The following is a 23,568-nucleotide window of genomic DNA, read 5'->3' on the forward strand; positions in this document are numbered from 1 at the left end:
CGATTCCTTAAAAGGAAGGTTGGCGAGGGTGGGCCGGCCGCCGATGGTTTCAGCGGGGGCGCCACGCGCGCCGGCGGGCCTGTCGGGGCTTTGCGATCGGGGTGAACTTGGCCGACACTATGTTGCTGCCTCAGCCTTTCATGCAGCGCCATGCCGATCCACCGACTCGATGACCAGTTGATCAGCCAGATCGCCGCCGGCGAGGTGGTCGAGCGCCCGGCGTCCATCGTCAAGGAGCTCATGGAAAACAGCCTCGACGCGGGCGCGGGCTGGATTCATGTGACCATCGAACACGGCGGGCTACGCCGGATCGTGGTCGCTGACGATGGCATGGGTATCGAAGGCGACGATCTGGCGTTGGCGGTGGCGCGGCATGCCACCAGCAAGATCGACAGTCTCGATGCGCTGGAGTCGGTCGCCAGCCTGGGTTTTCGCGGCGAGGCGCTGGCAAGTATCGCCTCGGTATCGCAGCTGACCCTGACCTCGCGGACCGCCGATGCCGAGCGTGCCTATGCCATAAGCCCGAGCACGAGCGAAACCCCGCGCCCGGCGGCGCTCGATCGCGGCACCCGCGTGGAAGTACGTGAACTGTTCGCGCGTATTCCCGCGCGGCGCAAGTTCCTGCGCGCGCCGGCGACGGAGTTCGCCCATATCCGCAAGGCCTTCAATCAGCTGGCCCTGTCGCGCTTCGATATCGGCTTCGTGCTCCACCACGATGGCACGGAAGTCGCGCGCATCGCCCCGGCCCACGATGCCGATGCCATGCAAAAGCGTGTCGAAACGCTGATCGGCGGGGCCTTCGGAGATCACGCCGTGGCCGTCGACGAGCAGGCCGCAGGCATGCGTCTGTCCGGCTGGATCGCCACGCCGGGCTTTTCGCGCGGGCAGGCGGATCGCCAGTACAGCTACGTGAACCATCGCCCGATTCGCGACAAGGTGTTCAACCACGGGGTGCGTCTGGCCTATCGGGACCTGCTGCACAACCAGCGCCATCCGGCCTATGTGCTCTACCTCACGCTGGACCCGCGCCAGGTGGATGTGAATGCGCACCCGGCCAAGGCCGAGGTGCGTTTTCGCGAATCGCGGCTGGTGCACGATTTCGTATTCCGCAGCGTGGGCCGGGCCCTGGCTGCGGTCGAGGCGAAGCCGCATGCCGCACGCGAGGTGGAGCTGCCGGTCAGCGCCGCCGCCGAGGCCGACGAACGTCAGCCCGCATCCGGACCGGTGCCCGTGCAGCACAGCTTCGATACGCGCCCGCACACGAGCGGTTCGCCGGGCGTGGCCCAGAGCCGTGCGGCCTATGCGTTCCAGATGCCGACGCAGCCGATGCCGCCCATGCCGCCGTCGACGTCCGCTTCGGCCGCGGCCGAGGCGACGGTGCCGGCGCATTCGAAAGCGCAGGACGAGACCATACCGCCGCTCGGCTATGCGCTCGCCCAACTGCACGATATTTATATTCTGGCCGAGAATCGGGAAGGGCTGGTGCTCGTCGATATGCATGCCGCCCACGAACGCGTGCTCTACGAGCAGCTCAAGCAGGAGTACTCGGCCGGCCGGATCCAGTCCAAGGCGCTGCTCGTACCGGAAACGCTGTCGGTATCCGAACAGGAGGCCGCCGCGATCGAAACCCATGCCGAAGCGCTGGCCGCGGTGGGCCTGGAAATCACCCGCGCCGGGCCCACCAGCGGGCTGCTGCGCGCGGTGCCGGCGCTGCTGGCCAACGAGGACTATGTGGCGCTGGCCTACGATATGGTCGGCGAACTCGGTGAGGGTCTGCGCGGGCCGGCCGGCGTGCGCGATCGTATTGACGACGTGCTGGCGGACATGGGGTGCAAGGCCGCGGTCAAGGCGGGGCGTCGCCTGACGCTGACCGAGATGAACGCGCTGTTGCGGGATATGGAACATACCGATCGGGCCGGCCACTGTAATCACGGCCGGCCCAGCTGGGTGCAGGTCGACATGGCCGGCCTGGATCGCCTGTTCATGCGCGGCAAATGACGATGATCGCCGATAAACCCGGGGTGGTCTTTCTGCTTGGGCCCACCGCCTCCGGCAAGACGGGGCTGGCCGTCGATCTGGTCGAACGGCTTGATGCCGAAATCGTCTCGGTGGATTCGGCGATGGTCTATCGAGGCATGGATATCGGTACCGCCAAGCCGGATGCGGATACGCTGGCGCGGGCGCCGCATGCGCTCATCGATATTCGAGATCCTGCCGAGCCTTATTCCGCTGCTGATTTTCGCGCCGATGCGATCGCCGAAATCGAGCGCATCCAGGCAGCGGGGCGCCTGCCGCTGCTTACCGGCGGCACCTCGCTGTATTTTCGGGCGCTGGAAGACGGCTTGAGCGATATGCCGTCTCGCGACGAGGCCCTGCGAGCGCGCCTGACCGCCGAGGCCGATCGCGACGGTTGGCATGCGCTGCACGAACGCCTGCAGGCCGTTGATCCGGCCACCGCGGGGCGCATTCACCGCAACGATGCCCAGCGCATCCAGCGTGCGCTGGAGATTCACGAACTCACGGGCGTGGCGCCAAGCGTGCTGCATGCCCGCGATCGGGCGCGTCGGAACGCCGGCGCGCTGCCGTGGTCTATCTGCAAGATCGCGGTATCGCCGGCCCGCCGCGAGACCCTGCACGCGCGTATCGCCCAGCGTTTTCAATCGATGTTGGCACAGGGGTTGTATGCCGAGGTTGAAAAGCTGTACGCCCGGCCCGATCTAAGCCTCGAATTGCCCTCCATGCGGGCGGTGGGTTATCGCCAGCTCTGGCAGGTGATGGATGGAGATATGACGCTTGAACAGGGTGTTGAACGAGCGGTATTCGCTTCGCGTCAACTGGCCAAGCGGCAACTGACCTGGCTGCGCTCGCTGGACGATGTGATGTGGCTGGATAGCGAAGAAAAAAACGTTTCCAATCAGGCAATAACGCATATAAAGAGCACCGGGGCCGCGGTTGGCCCCATGCTATGATCTATTAATAAAGAATTTTATACCCCTGCACTTTTTGGAGTCTGAACCCATGGCAAAAGGCCAAACACTACAAGAACCATTCCTCAACGCCTTGCGCAAGGAGCGCGTGCCGGTGTCCATCTATCTGGTCAACGGCATCAAACTCCAGGGTCAGATCGAATCGTTCGATCAGTTCGTGGTGCTGTTGCGCAACGCCGTTAATCAAATGGTCTACAAGCACGCTATTTCCACCATCGTGCCGTCGCGCAATGTGCGCTCGGAAATGCACGAGGAAATGGCCCAGAACAACGAGGTCGACGGCAATTCCTGATTCAGACCGCATGAGTTACCGGCATGTTTGAGCGGCCGCCTACAGGGCAGGCGGCCGTGATCGTGCATCTCGCCTTCGGCCTCGACGAATACGAAGAGGCCGATCGTGAGTTTCACGAGCTGGTCACCTCGGCCGGCGGCGAAGTGCTGGCCCACGTCGGCGGCAGCCGGCGTACGCCCGATCCTCGCTATTTCGTGGGCGGCGGCAAGGTCGACGAGATCGCCGAGCTCGTGGTCGAACACGGCGCAGAGCTCGTGGTGTTCAACCACGATCTCTCGCCGAGCCAGGAGCGCAATCTCGAAAAACGCCTGAATGCACGGGTGCTCGACCGTGCCGGCCTGATTCTCGATATCTTTGCTGCCCGGGCGCGTTCACACGAAGGCAAGCTCCAGGTGGAGCTGGCCCAGCTGCAACACCTGGCCACCCGGCTGGTACGCGGCTGGTCGCATCTGGAACGCCAGAAGGGTGGTATCGGGCTGCGCGGGCCGGGTGAAACCCAGCTGGAAACCGACCGTCGGCTGCTCAACGAACGCATCAAGATGCTGCGGCAGCGCCTGGAAAAGGTGAGCGCGCGGCGCGAGCAGGGCCGTTCGGCGCGACGGCGTGCACGCACGCCGATTGTGTCGCTCGTGGGCTATACCAACGCCGGCAAGTCGACGCTGTTCAATCGTCTGACCGGCGAGGATATCTATGCGGCCGACCAGCTGTTCGCCACCCTCGACCCGACCCTGCGGCGCATGGAAGTGCCGGTAGGCGAGCCGCTGATCGTGGCCGACACGGTGGGCTTCATTCGCGATTTGCCGCATGAGCTGGTGGCCGCTTTCAAGGCGACGCTCGAGGAGACGCGTGAGGCCGATGTATTGCTGCATGTGATCGACGCGGCCGACGTCGAACGGCGTGCGCATGCGCGTGAGGTCAACAACGTGCTCGCCGAAATCGGCGCGGGCGATGTGGCCCAGATCGAGGTGCTCAACAAGGTGGACCTCATCGAGGGCGAATCTGCGCGTATCGAAACCGATGCCCACGGCCGGCCGTTGCGGGTGTGGCTGTCGGCCGCAAGCGGCGAAGGCGTCGACGAACTGCGTGCGGTACTGGCGGATTTCTGCAACCCGGACATGATCGCGGGCGTGCTGCGGGTGCCGGCGGCTAACGGGCGGCTGCGCTCGGCACTGTTCGAATTGGGCGTGGTGGATGAAGAAAGCTACGACGACGACGGCGCCAGCCGGCTCAACGTCACCGCCTCGCAAAGCGATCTGGAACGTATCGTCGCCCAGGCCGGGCTGGCTTTCGATGATGTGTTGGTCGAGCGTCGGGCCGCGCGTATCGCGGCGTCGGGCACGGCATCCCCGGCGTCCACATCCGCGTACCTGCCGTGACCAGCTCGGGTGAGTTGCGATAACGGCTGCCGGTGTATCGACCAGCGGCGTTCGACAGGGGTACGGGGGGTCGATAGAATCGCGCTTTCGCCCGACGTCGGCGGCCAAACCCCGTTCCAGTCGCGTGTCGACACGCCGCGGTTGTGTGCGTAACGGCAATGTAGAGGAAACCATAGATTTGCTCATGGCAAATGAACGATCGATAACGGGATCGCCTCGACCGGCGGTCCAGCCAGGCTCTACGCGAGCAGTGTGCCCGTGCGCCTGCGCGCTTCATACCACTGATACCGGAGCGTTCTGATATGGCGTGGAATGAGCCCGGCAAGGGCCAGGATCCCTGGGGTGGGGGCAACAAGAACAACGGTAGCGGCCCGCCCGATCTGGATCAGATCTGGCGCAAGTTTCGTGCGCGCATGTCCGGCAACAAGGGCGGCAGCGGCGGCCCTGAAAACGGTGGCGGCGGGGGCGGCCCGAGCCCGGCGATTCTGCTGTTCATCGTGCCGGTGGCCCTGGTTATCTGGTTGGCGACCGGTCTGTATGTCGTGCAACCCGGCGAAAAGGGCGTGGTCCTGCGCTTCGGCGACTACACCCAGACCCAGGGCCCGGGCTGGCACTGGCGTATTCCCTATCCCGTCGATCGCGTCTATAAGGTCGATACGCAGCAGGTACGGCGTGCCAACAATCGTTCGGTCATGCTCACCAAGGACGAGAACATCGTCGAGGTGGAAGTGGCCGTGCAGTATCGTATTTCGGACGCCATGAACTATCTGTTCCAGCTGCGTGAGCCCGATGCCACGGTCGAGCAGGTATTGCGCTCGGCGGTTCGCGAGATCGTGGGCACAAGCCGCATGAATCAGGTGATTCAGGAAGGCGTTCAGGTCGAGGAACTCGAGGACCGCGCGCTGGAAAACGTCGACCTCAAGGAAGGCTCGGGTTTGCCGGCCGAAAAGGATGCCCTGCAGGGCGTGGACGACAAGCTGGTCGACGAGATCAAGGCGCAGCAGGAAAGCTACCCCGAGATCACCGACCGTTCCCGCGCGGCGCTGCCCGAGAACGTGCGCAAGATCGTCCAGAGCACGCTGTCGAGCTACGATGCCGGCGTCGATGTCGTGGCGATCAACGTGCAGTACTCACAGCCGCCGGAACAGGTACAGGGCGCCTTTGAGGAAGCGATCAAGGCACGTGAGGAAGAAGAGCGCAAGAAGAACATCGCCCGGGCCTATGCGCGCGACATCGTCGCCCGTGCCCAGGGTGAAAAGGCTCGGATCCTGCTCGACGCCCGCGGCTATCGCGAGCAGAAGACGGCCCGGGCCAAGGGTGAAGCCCAGCGCTTTACCGATCTGCTTGCCCAGTACGAGAAAGCACCGGAGGTCACCCGCGAACGCCTGTATCTGGAAACCATGGGCGACGTGCTGGCCAACGCCAATCTGATTCTGGCCGAGCAGGGCGGCAATGGGCCGATGATGTATCTGCCGCTGGAGAAAATGCTCAACGACTCGCGTCGTAACAAGCAGACCGAGGCCGCGGCCAACGATGGCATGAACGCCGGTCAGAACAGCGACGGCGGCAACAGCGCCGGTACGGCCGACAGCGGTTCGAGCGACACATCGTCGTCCGACAGCCGTTCGTCCGACAGTCTTCGCAGCCGGGATCGCAACTCATGAGCCCCAAGCATATTTTCGCGATTATCGTCGTCGTCATCATCGGTTATCTCGCGCTCGATTCGGCCTTCATCGTCGATGAGCGCGAGCGCGTGGTCGTGGTTCAGCTCGGCGAGATCGTTGGCCAGAACTACGAACCGGGCCTGCACTTCAAAAAGCCGATCGTGCAGAGCGTGCATTCCTTCGATCGCCGCGTGATGACCTTCACCGAAGAGATCGAGCGCGTGCTCACCTCGGAGAACAAGAACCTGGCCGTCGACTTCTACGTGAAGTGGCGCATCAACGACACCGTCGAGTATTACCTGTCCACCCAGGGCCAGGAACAGCGCACTCGCGATCTGCTCACCGAAATCGTGGAGAACGACCTGCTGGCCGAATTCTCCAAACGCACGATTCGCCAGGCGGTCGGCGACGACCGCAACGAAATCGTGGCCGCCGTTCAGGTGCAGGCCAATCAGGATGCCAAGCAGCTGGGTGTGGAGATCGAGGACGTGCGCATCATGCGTCTCGACCTGCCGGAAGAGGTGAGCGAATCGGTCTACGAGCGTATGCGTTCCGAGCGCCAGGAAGTCATCCGAACCCTGCGTGCCCAGGGCGACGCGGCAGCGCAGGAGATCCGGTCGGACGCCGAGCGTGAACGCACCATCATTCTGGCGGATGCCTATAGCCAGGGGCAGGTGATTCGCGGTGAGGGCGACGCCCGCGCGGCCGAACTCTATGCCAACGCATATCAGGCCAACCCGACGTTCTACAGCTTCTATCGCAGCCTGCAGCTCTATCGTGAGTCGCTGGGCAGCGACGATCTGATGCTGCTGCGCCCGGATGGTGAGCTGTTCCGCTACTTCAACCCGAGCGCGTCAAACGCCGGATCGAACCCGTAGCGGCCGCATGTGGGCGGATATCGTGCGTGCGCTGGCACTCGTGCTGGTGATCGAGGGCCTGATGCCGTTTCTCGCGCCCGAGCGCTGGCGTGAGATGATGCTGCGGCTGTCGGATGTCGACAGCCGCAGTCTGCGCATATTCGGGGCCGTGCTCATCGGTGTGGGCGCCGTGCTGCTGCAATTCATTCATTGATTTAAAGACGTCGGAACGCGATGCAATCCAACCGCTGGCTTCTGCCCGAGGGCGTACAGGAAATGGTGCCGCCGGAGTCGTGGCGTCTTGAGTCCGCCCGCCGGCAACTGCTCGATCTGTACTGGCGATGGGGCTATGACCTCATCCGGCCGCCCTTGATCGAATATCTGGACTCGCTGCTCACCGGTGCGGGCCACGAGCTCGACCTGCAGACCTTCAAGCTCACCGATCAGCTCAACGGTCGGATGATGGGCGTGCGCTCGGACATGACCACCCAGGCCACGCGTATCGACGCCCACCGCCTGGCGGCCACCGGCCCGGCCCGCTACTGCTATATCGGCAGCGTACTGCGCACGCGCCCGGAAGAGCCGGGCGGTTCGCGCCAGCCCTTGCAGGTGGGCGCAGAGAAATTCGGCGATGCGCATATCGACAGCGATCTGGAGATCGTGTCGCTCATGCTGGAAACGCTGGACGTCATGGGTATTGACGAGGCCTGTCTGGACCTTGGCCATGTGGCGATCTATCGACGTCTGGTGGCCCATGCGCAGATGCCCGCCGACCTCGAGCCCCAGCTTTTCGACGTGGTGCAGCGCAAGTCGCGCCCCGATCTGGATGCGATGGCGGCCTCGGGCCGGCTCGATGCCCAGAGCCATGCGCGCTTCACGCATCTGATCGAGCTCAACGGCGCCCCTAGCGTGCTCGACGATGCCCGCGCCGCGCTTGCCGGTATCGACCCCGGCATCGACAGCGCGCTCGACCGGCTTGAGGAAATGGTCGGCCTGTTGGCCACCCATTATCCGCAGGTGCCGCTGTTTCTTGACCTGGCCGAGCTTCGGGGGTATCGGTACAAGACCGGCCTGCTGTATGCGGCCTTCGCACCGGGGCTGGGCCGCGAACTCGCGCGTGGCGGGCGCTACGACAACGTGGGCGCGGCATTTGGCCGCCCGCGCCCGGCCACCGGGTTTTCGGCGGATCTCAATCTGCTGGCTGCGCTGGGGCGTTTCGATGGAACCGCGCAGGGCGGCGCCATCTATGCGCCGGCCGGAAGCGATCCGGAGCTGCTGGCCTGTGTACGACGCCTGCGTGCCAGCGGCGAGCGCGTCGTCGTGGCCACGCCCGATACGGGTGAGGCGATCGACAACAGCTGTGATCGGATACTCGAACATATCGACGGCCGCTGGGATGTGCGGCCGCTGGCTTCAACGACCCACTCGAGCAAGGATTAGTCATGGGCAAACGCGTCATCGTCATCGGCAGCCAGTGGGGCGACGAAGGCAAGGGCAAGATCGTCGATCTGCTGACCGACCGCACCCGCCATGTCGTGCGCTTCCAGGGCGGTCATAACGCCGGCCATACACTGGTCATCGGCGGCGAGAAGACGGTGCTGCATCTCATTCCGTCGGGCATCCTCCACGACGGCGTCACCTGTCATATCGGTAACGGCGTGGTGCTCTCGCCGGAAGCGCTGATCGAGGAAATGGCCACGCTCGAAGCCCGCGGCGTGCCGGTACGCAGCCGCCTGCGCATCAGCCCGGCCTGCCCGCTGATCCTGCCCAGCCATATTGCGCTCGACAAGGCACGCGAAGCCGCCCGCGGAAAGACCGCCATCGGCACCACGGGCCGCGGCATCGGCCCGGCCTACGAAGACAAGGTGGCCAGACGCGCGATTCGCGTAGGCGATCTGTTCAGGCGCGAAATGCTGGCCTCCAAACTGGGCGAGGCGCTGGATTTCCACAACTTCGTGCTCAAGAACTATTTCAACGTCGCGCCGATCGATTTCCAGTCCACGCTGGACGACTGTCTGCGCTTCGCCGATGAAATGGCGCCCATGGTCGCCGACGTGGCCGAGCTGCTGCGCCAGGCCTACGTCGCCGACGAATCGATTCTGTTCGAAGGCGCCCAGGGCGCGCTGCTGGACGTGGACCACGGCACCTATCCGTACGTGACCTCGTCCAACACCACCGCCGGCGGCGCGGCCACGGGCACCGGCGTGGGCCCGGTCTATTTCGACTACGTGATGGGTGTGGTCAAGGCCTACACCACGCGCGTGGGCTCCGGCCCGTTCCCCACCGAGCTCGACGACGCCAACGGCCGCCATCTGGCCTCCAAGGGCGCCGAGTTCGGTGCCACCACGGGGCGTGCGCGTCGCTGCGGCTGGTTCGATGCCGTCGGTCTGCGCCGCGCGGCATTCAACAACAGCCTGTCCGGGCTTTGCATCACCAAGCTCGACGTGCTCGACGGCCTGGACGCGATCCAGCTGTGTACCGGCTATCGTTGCGACGACCAGATCATCACCGTGCCGCCGCTGGGCGCGGATGCGCTCTCGCGCTGCGAGCCGGTCTACGAGGAAATGCCGGGGTGGAAGGAATCCACCGTGGGCGTGCGCGAATACGATCAGCTGCCCCAGGCCGCGCGCAACTATCTCGATCGGCTGACCGAGATCGTGGGCACGCCGATCGATGTGGTTTCCACCGGCCCGGACCGCGCCGACACCATCGTGCTGCGCGATCCGTTCGCGGCCTAGAAAACCTCGATGCCACGGTTGGAATGACGGCCGTGGCATCGACGCTGGCGCATCGCTGCCCGGCTGCCGGCGCGGGTGGGCGCAACAAACACACATAAAAAAGCCGCGCTGACCAGCGCGGCTTTTTCGTGGATCCACGATCGGCGAAAGCCTGTCGTGAATCTGTAATTCGAGCTTGGTGCCCAGGAGAGGACTTGAACCTCCACGACCGTTAGGTCACTAGCACCTGAAGCTAGCGCGTCTACCAATTCCGCCACCTGGGCTCGAAGAGCGCGCAATTTAGCGATTGCCTGGGCGCTTGTCAATCACTGTAAGCAATTGTTGCTTGTGCATGTGTGTGGTTGCGGTATCGTGCGCGCATATGGAGCAAAATCTTGAATAAGAAAACGAGCGGTGGCGCCGACTGGCGCGACCGCGATCCGCAGTTCAAAGACGAAAAAGGCAGCTACGCCGAACCGGTGCCCAGCCGCCAGCTGGTACTCGACGATCTGGCCGAGGCCGGACGCCCGATGACCTGGGCCGAGCTCACCGAGCTGTATGCGCTGACCGACAAGGCCGCCGAAGCTTTCGAGCATCGCCTGCGCGCCATGTTGCGCGACGGCCAGCTGCTGGAAAACCGCCGCGGCGCACTCGGCCCGCTCGACAAGATGGACCTGGTACGCGGACGCGTGCAGGGGCATCGCGATGGGTTCGGCTTTCTCATCCCCGACGACGGCGAGCAGGACGACGTCTTCCTCAATCCGCGCCAGATGCGCTTGCTCATGCATGGCGATCGGGCCGTGGTTCGTATTGTCGGCCGCGATCATCGCGGACGCAGGGAAGGGCGCATTGCCGAAGTGCTGGAGCGCGTCAACGAGAGCGTGGTCGGTCGTTTCGTGGAAGAGCGCGGCGTATGCCACGTGGTGCCCGACAACGCCCGTATCGCCCACGACATTCGTGTACCCGAAGCCGATCGAAACGGCGCCGAACACAACCAGATGGTGACGGTGCGCATCGTCGAGCCGCCGTCCAAGCGCGTGCAGCCGATCGGCGCGGTGGTCGAGGTGCTGGGTGATCGCATGGCGCCGGGCATGGAAATCGATATTGCCATGCGCTCGCACGGCATTCCCTACGAATGGCCGAGTGAAGCGCTGGCCGAAGCCGAAGCCTTCGGCGACGCCGTGGCCGAAAAGGACAAGCAGGGTCGCACCGACCTGCGCGACCTGCCGCTGGTCACCATCGACGGCGCCGACGCACGCGACTTCGATGACGCGGTCTATGCCCGCAAGACCCCGCGCGGCTGGCGCCTGTGGGTGGCCATCGCGGATGTCTCGACCTACGTCAAGCCGGGTTCGGCCCTCGACGACGAAGCCCAGCGACGTGCGACGTCGGTGTATTTCCCCGATCATGTCGTGCCGATGTTGCCGGAGGCGTTATCCAATGGGCTGTGCTCGCTCAACCCAGACGTCGACCGCCTGGCGCTGGTCTGCGAGATGCGCCTGGACAAGCAGGGCCGCATGCGCTCAAGCCGCTTCTACTCGGCAGTGATTCGCTCGCATGCGCGCCTGCTCTATGAACAGGTAGCCGACTGGCTGGAAAGCCCGGACAACATGCCGGAACGCTATCGCGATCTGGCCAAGCCGCTGGCCAATCTGAATGGCCTGTACGAAGCGCTGCTGGCCGAACGGCGTGAGCGCGGCGCGATCGAGTTCGAGACCACGGCCACGCGCATCATCTTCAACGAAGACCGCAAGATTCAGCGCATCGTGCCCACCGAGCGCAACGTCGCGCACAAGATCATCGAGGAATGCATGATCGCGGCGAACGTCGCCACGGCCACGCATCTGTCGAAAAAACGCATGCCCTTGCTCTATCGCGTGCACAGCGGCCCGGCCGCCGATGCACTCGAGGATCTGCGTGCGTTTCTGGCCGAGCGCGGCCTGTCGCTGCCGGGCGGCAGCGATCCGCAGGCCGCCGACTATGCCGCGCTGCTGGCGTCGATCGCCGATCGCAGCGATGCGCATCTGATCCAGACGGTCATGCTGCGCAGCCTGTCGCGGGCAGTGTATACCCCGCACAACGACGGCCATTTCGGTCTGGCGCTGGAAAACTACGCCCACTTCACGTCGCCCATCCGGCGCTATCCGGACCTGCTGGCCCATCGTGCCATCAAGCATCTGGAAGCACGCGGCAAGCCCAAGACCTTCGACTACGACACCGCGACGATGGAGAGCCTCGGCACCGTCTGTTCGGAAGCCGAAAAACGCGCCGACGACGCCACCCGCGACGTCGACGACTGGCTCAAGTGCGAGTACATGAGCGATTCGCTGGGCCAGACGTTCGAAGGCACCGTGACCGGGGTCACGGCCTTTGGTCTGTTCGTCGAGCTCGACGGTATCTATGCCACCGGGCTGGTGCATGTATCGAGCCTGTCGAACGACTACTACCATTTCGATGCCCAGTCGCGCTGCCTGCGCGGCGAACGTTCAGGCGTGGTACACCGATTGGCCGATAAGATGAAGGTCAAGGTCGCGCGCGTCGATCTCGACGAGCGCAAGATCGATTTCGAGCTGGTCGAACCGGATAGCGCGGCCAGCAAATGCGGCAAGCCGAACAACAAACCCGGTGCCGGCAAGTCCGACAAGGGCAAGTCGTCGGCCAAGTCGCGCCGTCAAAGCAAGCGAGGTAAACGTTGATGAACCGGTCCATGACCCGAAAGAATTCCGTAATCCTGCTGGTGGCACTGCTGTGCACCGCATTGTTCGTGACCGCCTGTGCGGGTGATCCGAACCGCAAGACCAAGATCGGCGCGGGCGTGGGCGCCGTGCTGGGCGGTATCGCCGGCTCGCAGCTCGGCGACAAGTCCAGCACCAACGCAGCGATCGGCGCGGCCGTCGGCGCGCTGGCCGGTGGCGCGACCGGGCGCTATATGGACAACCAGCAGAAGGAACTCAACGAAAAGCTTCAGGCCGAGCAGGCACGCGACGTGCTCAATCTCACCCGCCTGAACGGCGATGCGCTCAAGATCGGCGTGGCCAGCGATGCCTCCTTCGCGGTGGACAGCGCCACGCTTTCTGGCAATGCCCAGAGCACGTTCAACAAGATCGCCGAAACGCTCAAGAACTACGACAAGACCGCCATCCATGTGGTGGGCCACACGGATAGCACCGGCAGCGACGAGTACAACATGAAGCTCTCGCAGCAGCGTGCCCAGTCCGTGGCCCAATTCCTGACCAGCCGCGGCGTGGATTCGCAGCGCGTGCTGACCTGGGGCCGGGGCAAGTCCGAGCCGATCGCCAGCAACAGCACCGAATCCGGCCGTGCCCAGAACCGCCGTGTGGATATCGTGATCAAGCCCATCGTGGAAGGTCAGGAATCGCAGGCGTTCGCGGAACCGCCGTACCTGGGTTCGTAAGTACGAACCATCGGCAGGTATATGTCGTCGAGAAAGCCCGGTTCTGCCGGGCTTTCTTGATTGAGCGCTTTGCATGCGCCCACGGATGAAACGAGGCGTTGAATGACGGATACGCAGCAACAGAGCCTGATTGGCGGTTTTCATGCGGTAATGAGCGCGCTGGAGAAACAGCGCGACCTCGAATGTATCTGGCTGGCCACCGGCCGCCGCGACGGGCGCGCTGAAGCACTGCGCCAGGCTGCCGGCGCGCGCGGGGTCGCGATTACAAGCGCCGACATGAGCGCGCTGGATGCCATGCTGCCGAACGTGCGCCACCAGGGCTGTATCGCGCAGCTCGCGCTCGCTCGCGAACAGCGCGAATCCGATCTGCCCGAGTTGCTTGCTCGTGCCGAACGCCCCTGGGTGCTGGCGCTCGATCAGGTCCAGGACCCGCACAACCTCGGTGCCTGCCTGCGCAGCGCGGCCGCTGCCGGGGTGACGGCGGTGATCGCACCGCGTAAACGCGCGGCCGGCCTGACCGCGGCGGTGCACAAGGTCGCGGCCGGGGCGACCGAGCGCGTGGCCTTCGTGCCTGTCACCAACCTCACCCGCGCGATTGCACGCCTGCAGGAGGATGGTTTCTGGGCCGTCGGCCTCGATGGCAGTGCCGAGCGCAGCCTGTACGACGAAGCGCTGCCGGAGCGCCTGGTACTGGTTGCCGGCGGCGAGGAAAAAGGCATTCGCGAGCTCACCGCGCGCCAGTGCGATGCGCTGGTATCGATTCCCATGGCGGGCGATGTGGAAAGCCTGAATGTGTCGGTAGCGACCGGGGTGGCGCTGTTCGAGGCACGCCGTCAGCGCCAGGCCGGCATCACGACATGAATCGCGGCGCGACGCGCGTTGCGTTGGGCGCGGCAAGCCCTTAGACTACCGCGCCTCGCGGCGTTCGCGCCGCAGTCCTTGCTCCACGGCAGATCGAATCCGATCGCACCGGGGGCTGCAACCCGAAAGGAAACACAATGCGACACTATGAAATCGTGTTTCTGGTCCACCCGGATCAGAGCGAGCAGGTGCCGGCGATGGTGGAAAAATATCGCGGCATCATCGAGAACGACGGCGGTACGATCCACCGCCACGAAGACTGGGGCCGTCGTCAGCTGGCCTATCCGATCACCAAGATCCACAAGGCGCACTACGTTCTGATGAACGTCGAGTGCTCGCAGGAAGCCCGCGAGGAACTCGAAGACGCGTTCCGCTTCAACGACGCCGTGCTGCGTCATCTGGTGATCGCCCGTCACAAGGCCGATACCGACCCGTCCCCGCTTGCCAAGAACGCCGACGATCGCGGCGAGCGCAAGCCTGCTGCCAACGCCAGCTAAGGAGTTTCGACCATGGCCCGTTTTTTCCGTCGCCGTCGTTTTTGCAAGTTCACCGCCGAAGGCGTTGAGGAGATCGATTACAAGGATATCGAGACCCTCAAGCAGTACGTCACCGAGACCGGCAAGATCGTTCCCAGCCGTATCACCGGCACCGCGGCGCGCTATCAGCGTCAGCTGTCCACCGCGGTCAAGCGTGCGCGTTTTCTCGCGCTGCTGCCGTACACCGACCGGCATTCGTCCTAGGAGGCACCCGTGGAAGTCATTCTGCTACAGAAAGTCCGCAACCTCGGCGACCTGGGCGATACCGTCAAGGTCCGTCCCGGTTACGGCCGCAACTTCTTGATGCCGCGCGGCATCGCGCTGCCGGCCACCAAGGCCAACCTGGCCGTGTTCGAAGAGCGCCGCTCCGAGCTGCAGGCCGCTTCGCAGGAGCGTGAGGACCGTGCCAACGCGCGCGCTCAGCAGCTGCGTGGCAAGGAATACGTCATCGCCATGCGCGCCAGTGACGAAGGCAAGCTCTTCGGTTCGGTGGGCCCGCAGGAGATCTCCGACGCCATCACCGAAGAAGGCGTCGAGGTCAGCCCGAAGGAAGTCACCCTGACCGAAGGCACCATCCGTCAGGTGGGCGAGTACACGGCGACCCTGCAGCTGCATGCCGAGGTCGAGGTCGAGGTGACGGTGATCGTCGCCCAGAAGACCGACATGGGCATCAACATGCCGCCGCGTCGTGCCGCCGATGAAGCCGAAGAAGACGCCACCGCCGACGAAGTCGAAGGCGAGCGCGTTGAGGACGCCGGCGAGCCGGCCGACGAAACCGGCACCGAAGCCGATGCGCCGCTCGGCGAGCGCGAGAACTGATCGAGGATCAGTCGAGGCAATCGTGCCTAGCGAAAACGCCGCCTTCGGGCGGCGTTTTTTTTGGTCGGTGCTGGGCGTAAACTCCAGCTTCATCCGCGTCGCCTGTCGCAGGCGACGCGTTCTTTTTCGTTAGCGTAGACAGGCGATTCGCCATGGCCGAAGCCAAGCTTCCTCCGCATTCCATCGAGGCCGAACAGTCCGTGGTCGGCGGGCTGTTGCTCTCCGAGCGGGCCTGGGACGATGTCGCCGGCCGTATTTCCGAGGACGATTTCTATCGCGAGGATCATCGCCTGCTGTTTCGCGGGCTCGCCGACCTCGCCGACACGGGCAAGCCGCGTGATCTGGTCACCCTGACCGAATGGCTGCGTAGCCGCGATCTGCTCGAGCGCGCGGGCGGGGCGAGCTATCTCGGCAATCTGGCCGCGGATATTCCGGGGGCGGCCAATATCAAGGCCTACGCCGATATCGTGCGCGAGCACTCGGTCATGCGCCAGCTCATTCGGGCAGGCGATCTGATCACCACGATGGGCTTCGAGACCGAGGGCCGTAGCGCCTCGGAGCTGCTCGAAACCGCCGAAAAGGAAATCTTCGCGATTGCCGAACGCGGCCGGCGCGGCGGGGAAGGCCCGCAGGGGCTGAATTCGCTGTTGACCCAGGCCGTCAATCGCATCGAGGAACTGGTGTCCAAGGGCGACGAGTTCGCCGGCCTGCCGACCGGGCTCCATACCTTCGACAAGATGACCAACGGGCTGCAGCCGGCCGACCTGATCATCCTTGCCGGGCGCCCGTCGATGGGCAAGACCAGTCTCGCGATGAACATGGTCGAAAACGCCGCGATCAAGGAGAAGGTGCCGGTGGCGGTGTTTTCGCTTGAAATGTCGGCCGAGCAGCTGGTCATCCGCATGATCTCCTCCTGGGGGCGCATCGATCAGTCGCGCCTGCGCTCGGGGCGGCTGACCGAGGACGACTGGCCCAAGATCACCTCGGCGATCGGCATCATGAACGAGAACGCGCGGCTGTTCATCGACGACACGCCGTCCCTGTCGCCGAGTGAAATGCGCGCGCGCGCCCGGAGGCTCAAGCGCGAACACGATATCGGGCTGGTGATGGTCGACTATCTCCAGCTCATGCAGGTGCCCGGCACCAAGGAAAACCGGACCAACGAAATTTCCGAGATCTCGCGCTCACTTAAGGCGTTGGCGAAGGAACTGGATGTGCCGGTGATCGCGCTTTCCCAGCTCAACCGCCAGCTCGAACAGCGCGAGGATCGACGCCCGCGCATGTCGGATCTGCGCGAGTCCGGCGGTATCGAGCAGGACGCCGACCTGATCCTGTTCGTCTATCGTGACGAGGTCTACAACGAAGACACCCCCGACAAGGGCGTGGCCGAGATCATCATCGGCAAGCACCGCAACGGTCCGACGGGTACGGCACGTACAGCCTTCCTGTCGCATTTCACGCGCTTCGAAAACCTCCAGGAACACTACGACGAGGACTTCATGGAATGATGCCGAGCCGCTGCCGATCGAGAGCCACATCATGATTCGTGCCCAGGCGGTCATCGATCGCGGCGCGCTGGCGCATAACCTGTCGCGGGTACGCGCGCTCGCCCCGAACCGCCGCGTCTATGCCGCGGTCAAGGCAGACGGCTATGGCCACGGGGCGGCGACGGTGGCCGGCGCGCTGGCCGAGGCCGACGGCTTTGCCGTATCCAGCCTCGATGAAGCACTCCAGCTGCGCTGGGCCGGTATCGACAAGCCCGTCGCCATGCTCTCCCAGCAGCTCGACGAGTTCGTCTGCGCCCAGGCCGGGGAATACGGCCTCGAACTGGTGATTTTCCACCACAGCCAGCTCGCCGCGCTCGAGCAGTATCTGGGCCCGACGTTGAAGGCCTGGGTGAAAATCGATAGCGGCATGCACCGGCTGGGTTTTGCGCCGAGCGACGTCGACGAGGTCGAGGCCCGCCTGGCGAAGCTCGAGCGCGTCGAGGTGGTCGGCTGGCTCACCCATCTGGCCTGTGCCGACGAGCCCTCACGGCCGGAGACCCAGGCCCAGCTCGATGTCTTTGCGCGCACGAGCGCCAATCGCAGCGGGCTGCGCTCGATCGCGAACTCGGCCGGGGTACTGGCCTGGCCCGAGGCCCATGCGGACGTGGTGCGTCCCGGCATCATGCTCTATGGCAGCTCGCCCATGTGCGATCGCGATGCGGCCAGCTACGATCTCAGGCCGGCCATGCACCTGAGCGCACCCCTGATCGCACGCAACCGGATCGCCGCGGGTGAAACGGTCGGCTATGGCGCGACCTGGCGGACGCCCGAGGCGATGGACGTGGGCGTGATCGGTATCGGTTACGGTGATGGCTATCCGCGGCATGCGCCTTCGGGCACGCCCGTGCTTATCGACGGCGTACGGGTGCCACTGGTGGGGCGGGTGTCGATGGACATGATCACCGTCGACCTGCGCAACGCACCGAATGCCCGGGTCGGCGACCGGGCCACCCTCTGGGGCGGCGGGCTCGACGTGGACGAGGTCGCCCGGCATGCCGATACCATCGCCTACGAGCTGTTCTGTCGGTTGACCCCGCGGGTGCGCTTCGAGGTGGTGTGAGCGTTGCCGCCGTCGCCGGATGTGTGGGCAGTACTCGAAGCAGATCGTCCGCTAATGAACGCGAAGAGACGCGAATAAGGCGAAGAATAGATCGCGCGAAGATCAGCTGGCCGTGTGTGCACGCCGCACGCTCAATTCAGTCTACAGATGGGCTCTCCTATAAGCGGTTTCGGTCATCCACCGCGAGATGGCTTCGTTCTTCAAGAGCAACCACAGATTGCGCAGATTACACAGATGAACAAACGCCGCACATGCGCCGGAAGACACTGAACGACCGCGATTTAGTGTCTTTATCTGTGTGATCTGCGTCGATCTGCGGACGGTGCCTTACCGAGAGTGTCACCAAAGCCAAAGCGCCAATGCGGCCGATCGCTCACTACGGCCAAGTCAACACATCGGCGTAATCGGCGTAATCTGCGGATCAATGGCTTCTTGGATTATGTATGAAAGCCAATTGCAGGCAGATTTTCCGCAAATGAACGCGAAGACACGCGAATAAGGCGCACGGCCAGGCGCTCGAAGGCCGTTGCTTTGCTGTTCGTGCTACGCGCTAAAGACCATCCGCAGACGGGCGCCGCCGAGTGTAGTTTCGGTTTTCTGCCTGCGCGGCGGCTTCGTTCTTCAAGAGCAACCACAGATTGCGCAGATTACACAGATAAACGAGCGCGGCATGTGCGTCGGAAGGCAGTGAAGGACCGCCATTGAGTGTCTTGATCTGCGTGATCTGCGGACCTTCCCGTTCGGCCACTGCCACCCAAGCCACGGCGCAATACTGCCGATTGCCCGCCACGGCCAAATCAATAAATCTGCGTAATCTGTGGATAAATGGCTTCTTGACTACGTATGAAGTTCAGTCCCCTACGCCGAAGAAAGCAGGTTGTCCGCAAATGAACGCGAAGACGCGCGAATAAGGCAAGGACGTATTGCGCCAAGGCCGGCCGGTCTGATGCGCACGCCGCTCGCTAGAGACCGTTCGCAGGCGCAGCACGGTCTATGCGTGTTTAGGTAATCGACCGCGTGGTGGCCTCGTTCTTCAAGAGCAACCACAGATTGCGCAGATTACACAGAGAAACGATCGCGGCATGTGCGTCGGAAGGCAGTGAATGACCGCCATTTAGTGTCTTGATCTGCGTGATCTGCGTCGATCTGCGGACCTTTCCGTCTGGCCGCTGCCTACAAAGCCGGGCCGCCAATTCGGTCGATCGCCTGCACCGGCCAAATCAATAAATCGGCGTAATCGGCGTAATCTGTGGATAAACAGTTTCTTGATTACGCATGAAGCGCAGCGGGCTGTTTCCGAAGCAGGCAGGTCGTGCGCAAATGAACGCGAAGACAGGCGAATTAGCCCAAAGATAGATCGCTCGGCGGCTGTGATCTGCTGTCAGCAGCGCAGTGATAAGCGCTGTCTTTCATTCGCGTGCATTCGCGGACCGTTTTTCTTCCGCGTCGATCGCGCCTGCAGCGCTTGTTGAGGGCCGTGCGAGAGTTACCGCAAGCTGATCGGGCTACGGCTTCGCTCTTCGCGCTTGGCTCGACCGCGCTCGCGCCGGCGCGTTTCCATCGCATCCGGGGTGAGGTGTTCGTGGAAGAAGGCGATCTGGTCGGCGCTGGACTGGCGAAAGCCGGCGCCGCGATAGATATCGAAATGGCCGATCTTGTAGTGGCGTTCGCGTCCGTAGTCCCCGGCATGCAGCACCGTCGCCTCGGCCGCCCAGGGCGGGGCGACGCTGTCTTCATCGCAGATCTGAACCAGCGCCGGGCAGGGCAGGCGGTTGGCCCGTTTGCCGGGCCGATAGAAGGCCAGGGTCAGTGCAAAGCGCGCGGCGATTTCGTTGCGCCAGTCGTCGGGCGTGATGGCCATATAGCCGTCGTAGGCGTCTTCGCTGGTCATCGCAGCCAAAGTACCCGGCCGGCCGACGATGGGAATCATGTACGGATCGGCGCCGGCGAGGTTGTTGATGGCATCGCGGATGCCGGCCCAGGTGAGCTTGAGCAGCTGCAGGATGCCGGCATAGGAGGCCAGGTTGGTCACGGCGGCCAGACCATCCATCATGGGCCCCTGGGCCGTAACCGCGGCGACATGGCCATCCCGCGCGGCGGCCGCGATGACGTGCCCGCCGGAAAAGGAACTGCCCCAGAGGGCGATGCGTTCGGCGTCCACATCGGCCTGGCGGCGGGCCACGGCGATCGCAATCTTCCAGTCGTAGAGCTGGGCCCGGACTGACAAAAGCTGGCGCGGCTCGCCGTCGCTGGCGCCGAAATAACGATAGTCGAAAAGGAACACAGCCAGCCCGGCGCTGGCAAAGCGTTCGGCATAGGGTTCGAGACCGGCATCCCGGGTACCGCCCAGGCCGTGCGCCATGACCACGCAGGGCACACCGGCATCGGTTCGAAGGGCATCGGTACGCGCGGGATAGAACCAGGCGCGACAGGTGGTTCCGCGGCTGATGAAGTCGATATCCAGGCGTTCGTGCATCGAAACCCTCGTTGCTGGTCGTTTGCCCCGCCGCAGAAACGCGGCCCGCGGTGCGTGCATCGCTGAAATACAGCGCCTAGTATGCCGGTTTGTTTTCCGGTGCCGGAAGTCTGTTCTGACCACAGCACGTTTAATTCGTGCGTGCAGGCACGGGCCGGCTGGCGCCATGGCAGGGCGGCTCACCGCGCCCTGCCAAGATCTTCGAGGTATTGATGGCTCGCAACAAGACCGTTTTCATCTGCGAATCCTGTGGCGCCAGCCATGCCAAGTGGGCCGGGCAATGCAGCGATTGCGGTGCCTGGAATACGCTGGTGGAAAGCGTTGCTGCCGCGCCGGCCAAGCCCGGGGCCGGCGCGCCGGCGAGTTTCGGCAATGCGGCGCCGCAGGTCGAACGGCTGAATGCGATCCGCCCGGCCGAGACCGCGCGCACGCCCACCGGTCTGTCGGAGCTGGATCGCGTGCTCGGCGGCGGTCTGGTGCCCGGTTCGGTCATTCTCATCGGCGGCGATCCGGGTATCGGCAAATCGACGCTGCTGTTGCAGGTGCTGGCCCAGCTTTCGGCGGCCATCCCGGCGCTCTACGTCACCGGCGAGGAATCGCTGGAACAGGTCCATCTGCGTGCCCAGCGCCTGGGCGTGGATCAGGCCGAGCTGGCAGTGCTGGCCGAAACCTGTGTGGAACGCGTGCTGGCCCTGGCCAAGCCGCAGGCGCCGAAGCTGGTCGTGATCGATTCGGTACAGACCGTGTTTTCGCAGGCGGTCACCTCGGCGCCGGGCAGCGTGTCGCAGGTGCGCGAATCGGCTTCCATGCTGGTGCGTTTTGCCAAGGCGACAGGCACGGCACTGATTCTGGTGGGCCACGTGACCAAGGAGGGCACGATTGCCGGCCCGCGCGTACTCGAGCATATGGTGGATACGGTGCTCTACTTCGAAGCCGAGGCCTCCAGCCGGTTTCGGGTGATTCGCGCGGTGAAGAACCGTTTCGGCGCGGTGAACGAACTGGGCGTGTTCGCCATGTCGGGCGCCGGGCTCAAGCAGGTCACCAATCCGAGTGCGATCTTTCTGTCGCGCCACGAGACCGCCGTGCCTGGCAGCGCGGTAATGGTCACCCGCGAGGGCTCGCGGCCGATGCTGGTCGAAGTGCAGGCGCTGGTGGACGAATCCCAGCTGCACAACCCGCGTCGGGTCGCGCTTGGTCCGGACGGCCAGCGCCTGGCCATGCTGCTGGCGGTGCTGCATCGCCACGGCGGTATTCCGCTGGGCGATCAGGACGTGTTCGTGAACGTGGTGGGCGGCATGCGGGTGACCGAAACCGCGGCCGACCTCGCCGTGGTGCTCGCGGCCTTGTCGAGCTTTCGCGATCGCGCGCTCGGCGAGCGACTGGTGATCTTCGGCGAAATCGGCCTGGCCGGCGAAATCCGGCCGGTGCCGGGCGGCGAGGAACGCCTGGCCGAAGCTGCCAAGCACGGCTTTACCCGGGCGATCGTGCCCAAGGCCAATACGCCGCGCAGCAAGCAGGTCGGTGAGATGACGGTGGTCGGCGTCTCACGCTTGAGCGAGGCGATCGACGCGATCGCCTAGCGAACGCGGGGCGACGCCGGGCTAGCGGTCCGTCGTGTCGGTACGGCGCTCGGACCTGTCCTCGTCGGCGGGGGTATCCTCACCCGCGGCGCGGCGCGGCCGGCGCTTGGGCGGCTTGACCCTGACGGTTTGCACCAGGTTTGCGCGAGTCTGGGCGATCTCCAGCACGTATTTGCCCACCTTGAGCTTGGTGCCGGGCTGGGGGATGGTTTCCAGATGCTCGGTAATCAGACCGTTCATCGTCTTCGGCCCGTCCACGGGCAGCTTCCAGCCCATGGCACGGTTGAGCGAACGCAATGTCACCGTGCCATCGACGAGATAGCTGTCGTCGCCGTCCATATAGACGTTCTTGACCCGGGTGGCGGGGTCGGTCGTGAACTCGCCCACGATCTCTTCGAGGATGTCCTCAAGTGTGACCAGCCCCTGGATATCGCCGTACTCGTCGACCACGAAGCCGATCCGGCGCTGCTGGTTCTGAAAATTGAGCAGCTGCTGGTTGAGCGGCGTGCCTTCGGGCACGAAATAGGGTTCACGGGCCAGTCCGAGCAGGGCGTCCTTGTCGAGATTGTCTTCGGATATCAGCGCGAGCACGCGGCGCATATGCACGATGCCGGCCAGTTCGTCGATGGAGCCGTCGAAGATCGGCAGGCGCGTATGCTGGTTGTGTACCAGCTGCTCAAGAATTTCGGCCCAGGACTTGCTGATATCGATGCCCACGATCTCGTTCCGGGGCACCATGATGTCCTCGACGGTAGCGTTTTCCATATCGAGGATCGACAACAGCATCTGTTGGTGCCGGCGCGGGATCATCGCGCCGGCTTCGGTCACCACCGTGCGCAGTTCCTCGGAAGACAGCGAATGGGCCGCCGCATCGTCTGCCGATACCCCGAACAGGCGCAGCAGGCCGTTGCCGGCCCAGTTGATCACCATGACCACCGGCCAGGCCACGCGTAGCAGCGGCGCATACACATAGGAGGCCGGGTAGGCCACGCGCTCGGGATGCAGTGCGGCCAGCGTTTTCGGGGTGACTTCGGAAAAGATCAGCACGAACACCGTGAGCGTCACCGTGGCCACCAGCACGCCGACGTTGCCGAACAGGCGAATGCCGATCACCGTCGCCACGGCGGAGGCGGCGATATTGACGAGGTTGTTGCCCAGCAGGATCAGCCCGATCAGCCGATCCGGGCGATCGAGCAGATGCGCCGCGCGCGCCGCGCCGCCGTGGCCGGTTTTGGCCAGGTGCTTCATGCGGTAGCGGTTGAGCGTCATCAGCCCGGTTTCCGAGCCCGAGAAGAAGGCCGATAACACGAGCATCAGCAGCAGTATGCCGAACAGGATCGGCAGCGAAATGGCGTCCAAGAAGTCAGCCCTGAATCAAATG

At 64.2% G+C, this 23,568-nt stretch carries 19 protein-coding genes, 1 tRNA gene and 1 pseudogene; 18 read left to right on the forward strand and 3 right to left on the reverse strand.

All coding sequences use genetic code 11. The features are described 5' to 3' along the window. Positions 1 to 150: 150 nt before the first annotated feature. The 9 genes from mutL (at position 151) to CMN27_RS13150 (ending at position 9,914) form a co-directional block, all read left to right on the forward strand. Positions 151 to 1,998, forward strand: coding sequence for a DNA mismatch repair endonuclease MutL (gene mutL / locus CMN27_RS13110; protein ID WP_293627104.1), 1,848 nt, complete (start codon positions 151 to 153; stop codon positions 1,996 to 1,998). Between the two features lie 2 nt (positions 1,999 to 2,000). Further along, complete coding sequence (miaA, locus tag CMN27_RS13115) at positions 2,001 to 2,969, forward strand: tRNA (adenosine(37)-N6)-dimethylallyltransferase MiaA (protein WP_366515457.1); 969 nt, start codon at positions 2,001 to 2,003, stop codon at positions 2,967 to 2,969. 49 nt (positions 2,970 to 3,018) lie between these two features. Next, positions 3,019 to 3,279 carry an RNA chaperone Hfq gene (hfq, locus tag CMN27_RS13120; RefSeq protein WP_293627108.1) on the forward strand — a complete coding sequence of 87 codons (261 nt, stop codon included), beginning with the start codon at positions 3,019 to 3,021 and terminating at the stop codon, positions 3,277 to 3,279. A gap of 23 nt (positions 3,280 to 3,302) precedes the next feature. Further along, the gene (gene hflX / locus CMN27_RS13125; RefSeq protein WP_293627110.1) at positions 3,303 to 4,655 is read left to right on the forward strand and encodes a ribosome rescue GTPase HflX; all 1,353 of its coding nucleotides are present in this window, start codon (positions 3,303 to 3,305) and stop codon (positions 4,653 to 4,655) included. A 302-nt stretch (positions 4,656 to 4,957) separates the two neighbouring features. After that, the gene (locus CMN27_RS13130; protein ID WP_293627112.1) at positions 4,958 to 6,319 is read left to right on the forward strand and encodes a protease modulator HflK; all 1,362 of its coding nucleotides are present in this window, start codon (positions 4,958 to 4,960) and stop codon (positions 6,317 to 6,319) included. Continuing rightward, on the forward strand, positions 6,316 to 7,197 hold the full coding sequence (hflC, locus tag CMN27_RS13135; protein WP_293627114.1) for a protease modulator HflC: 882 nt from the start codon (positions 6,316 to 6,318) through the stop codon (positions 7,195 to 7,197). Before CMN27_RS13130 ends, hflC begins: the two co-directional genes overlap by 4 nt. A 7-nt stretch (positions 7,198 to 7,204) precedes the next feature. After that, positions 7,205 to 7,390 carry a DUF2065 domain-containing protein gene (locus CMN27_RS13140; RefSeq protein WP_293627116.1) on the forward strand — a complete coding sequence of 62 codons (186 nt, stop codon included), beginning with the start codon at positions 7,205 to 7,207 and terminating at the stop codon, positions 7,388 to 7,390. 20 nt (positions 7,391 to 7,410) lie between these two features. After that, the gene (locus tag CMN27_RS13145) at positions 7,411 to 8,616 is read left to right on the forward strand and encodes an ATP phosphoribosyltransferase regulatory subunit (RefSeq protein ID WP_293627118.1); all 1,206 of its coding nucleotides are present in this window, start codon (positions 7,411 to 7,413) and stop codon (positions 8,614 to 8,616) included. 2 nt (positions 8,617 to 8,618) lie between these two features. Further along, on the forward strand, positions 8,619 to 9,914 hold the full coding sequence (locus CMN27_RS13150; protein ID WP_293627120.1) for an adenylosuccinate synthase: 1,296 nt from the start codon (positions 8,619 to 8,621) through the stop codon (positions 9,912 to 9,914). Between the two features lie 176 nt (positions 9,915 to 10,090). Here the strand turns inward: CMN27_RS13150 and CMN27_RS13155 are convergent. Continuing rightward, a tRNA-Leu gene (locus CMN27_RS13155) sits at positions 10,091 to 10,177 on the reverse strand. 111 nt (positions 10,178 to 10,288) lie between these two features. Between CMN27_RS13155 and rnr the strand changes: the two genes are divergently transcribed. From rnr to alr, 8 genes and pseudogenes are all read left to right on the forward strand, one after another. After that, the gene (gene rnr, locus CMN27_RS13160; RefSeq protein ID WP_293627122.1) at positions 10,289 to 12,589 is read left to right on the forward strand and encodes a ribonuclease R; all 2,301 of its coding nucleotides are present in this window, start codon (positions 10,289 to 10,291) and stop codon (positions 12,587 to 12,589) included. Positions 12,590 to 12,600: 11 nt separating this feature from the next. Beyond that, entirely contained in the window at positions 12,601 to 13,308 is a 708-nt protein-coding gene (locus tag CMN27_RS13165; protein WP_293627124.1) for an OmpA family protein, read from the forward strand. Positions 13,309 to 13,410: 102 nt separating this feature from the next. Then, positions 13,411 to 14,169: a 23S rRNA (guanosine(2251)-2'-O)-methyltransferase RlmB gene (rlmB, locus tag CMN27_RS13170; RefSeq protein WP_293627126.1), complete on the forward strand. Its 759-nt coding sequence runs from the start codon at positions 13,411 to 13,413 to the stop codon at positions 14,167 to 14,169. A gap of 137 nt (positions 14,170 to 14,306) precedes the next feature. After that, positions 14,307 to 14,666 carry a 30S ribosomal protein S6 gene (gene rpsF, locus CMN27_RS13175; RefSeq protein WP_293627128.1) on the forward strand — a complete coding sequence of 120 codons (360 nt, stop codon included), beginning with the start codon at positions 14,307 to 14,309 and terminating at the stop codon, positions 14,664 to 14,666. 12 nt (positions 14,667 to 14,678) lie between these two features. Beyond that, positions 14,679 to 14,909 (forward strand): 30S ribosomal protein S18, encoded by a 231-nt coding sequence (gene rpsR / locus CMN27_RS13180; protein ID WP_006914321.1) that lies wholly within the window; start codon positions 14,679 to 14,681, stop codon positions 14,907 to 14,909. Between the two features lie 9 nt (positions 14,910 to 14,918). Further along, positions 14,919 to 15,362: pseudogene (gene rplI / locus CMN27_RS13185) on the forward strand (50S ribosomal protein L9); the annotation flags it as partial. A 314-nt stretch (positions 15,363 to 15,676) separates the two neighbouring features. Beyond that, on the forward strand, positions 15,677 to 17,032 hold the full coding sequence (gene dnaB, locus CMN27_RS13190; RefSeq protein ID WP_293627131.1) for a replicative DNA helicase: 1,356 nt from the start codon (positions 15,677 to 15,679) through the stop codon (positions 17,030 to 17,032). A 31-nt stretch (positions 17,033 to 17,063) separates the two neighbouring features. Next, positions 17,064 to 18,131 (forward strand): alanine racemase, encoded by a 1,068-nt coding sequence (gene alr / locus CMN27_RS13195; protein WP_293627133.1) that lies wholly within the window; start codon positions 17,064 to 17,066, stop codon positions 18,129 to 18,131. A gap of 1,486 nt (positions 18,132 to 19,617) precedes the next feature. On the opposite strand, the gene CMN27_RS13200 is transcribed toward alr, so the two are convergent. Next, complete coding sequence (locus CMN27_RS13200) at positions 19,618 to 20,607, reverse strand: alpha/beta hydrolase (RefSeq protein WP_293627135.1); 990 nt, start codon at positions 20,605 to 20,607, stop codon at positions 19,618 to 19,620. Between the two features lie 212 nt (positions 20,608 to 20,819). Between CMN27_RS13200 and radA the strand changes: the two genes are divergently transcribed. Further along, positions 20,820 to 22,187, forward strand: a complete 1,368-nt coding sequence (gene radA, locus CMN27_RS13205; RefSeq protein WP_293627318.1) for a DNA repair protein RadA — start codon at positions 20,820 to 20,822, stop codon at positions 22,185 to 22,187. Between the two features lie 21 nt (positions 22,188 to 22,208). On the opposite strand, the gene CMN27_RS13210 is transcribed toward radA, so the two are convergent. Then, entirely contained in the window at positions 22,209 to 23,546 is a 1,338-nt protein-coding gene (locus CMN27_RS13210; RefSeq protein WP_293627137.1) for an HlyC/CorC family transporter, read from the reverse strand. Between the last annotated feature and the right edge of the window lie 22 nt (positions 23,547 to 23,568).

The organism is Salinisphaera sp., from assembly GCF_002729955.1.
GTDB lineage: Bacteria > Pseudomonadota > Gammaproteobacteria > Nevskiales > Salinisphaeraceae > Salinisphaera.

Excerpts from the sequence above, each read along its gene's own strand:
- mutL (WP_293627104.1), top strand. The coding sequence starts at position 151 with ATGCCGATCCACCGACTCGATGACCAGTTGATCAGCCAGATCGCCGCC.
- miaA (WP_366515457.1), top strand. The coding sequence starts at position 2,001 with ATGATCGCCGATAAACCCGGGGTGGTCTTTCTGCTTGGGCCCACCGCC.
- hfq (WP_293627108.1), top strand. The coding sequence starts at position 3,019 with ATGGCAAAAGGCCAAACACTACAAGAACCATTCCTCAACGCCTTGCGC.
- hflX (WP_293627110.1), top strand. The coding sequence starts at position 3,303 with ATGTTTGAGCGGCCGCCTACAGGGCAGGCGGCCGTGATCGTGCATCTC.
- CMN27_RS13130 (WP_293627112.1), top strand. The coding sequence starts at position 4,958 with ATGGCGTGGAATGAGCCCGGCAAGGGCCAGGATCCCTGGGGTGGGGGC.
- hflC (WP_293627114.1), top strand. The coding sequence starts at position 6,316 with ATGAGCCCCAAGCATATTTTCGCGATTATCGTCGTCGTCATCATCGGT.
- CMN27_RS13140 (WP_293627116.1), top strand. The coding sequence starts at position 7,205 with ATGTGGGCGGATATCGTGCGTGCGCTGGCACTCGTGCTGGTGATCGAG.
- CMN27_RS13145 (WP_293627118.1), top strand. The coding sequence starts at position 7,411 with ATGCAATCCAACCGCTGGCTTCTGCCCGAGGGCGTACAGGAAATGGTG.
- CMN27_RS13150 (WP_293627120.1), top strand. The coding sequence starts at position 8,619 with ATGGGCAAACGCGTCATCGTCATCGGCAGCCAGTGGGGCGACGAAGGC.
- CMN27_RS13165 (WP_293627124.1), top strand. The coding sequence starts at position 12,601 with ATGACCCGAAAGAATTCCGTAATCCTGCTGGTGGCACTGCTGTGCACC.
- rlmB (WP_293627126.1), top strand. The coding sequence starts at position 13,411 with ATGACGGATACGCAGCAACAGAGCCTGATTGGCGGTTTTCATGCGGTA.
- rpsF (WP_293627128.1), top strand. The coding sequence starts at position 14,307 with ATGCGACACTATGAAATCGTGTTTCTGGTCCACCCGGATCAGAGCGAG.
- rpsR (WP_006914321.1), top strand. The coding sequence starts at position 14,679 with ATGGCCCGTTTTTTCCGTCGCCGTCGTTTTTGCAAGTTCACCGCCGAA.
- dnaB (WP_293627131.1), top strand. The coding sequence starts at position 15,677 with ATGGCCGAAGCCAAGCTTCCTCCGCATTCCATCGAGGCCGAACAGTCC.
- alr (WP_293627133.1), top strand. The coding sequence starts at position 17,064 with ATGATTCGTGCCCAGGCGGTCATCGATCGCGGCGCGCTGGCGCATAAC.
- CMN27_RS13200 (WP_293627135.1), bottom strand. The coding sequence starts at position 20,607 with ATGCACGAACGCCTGGATATCGACTTCATCAGCCGCGGAACCACCTGT.
- radA (WP_293627318.1), top strand. The coding sequence starts at position 20,820 with ATGGCTCGCAACAAGACCGTTTTCATCTGCGAATCCTGTGGCGCCAGC.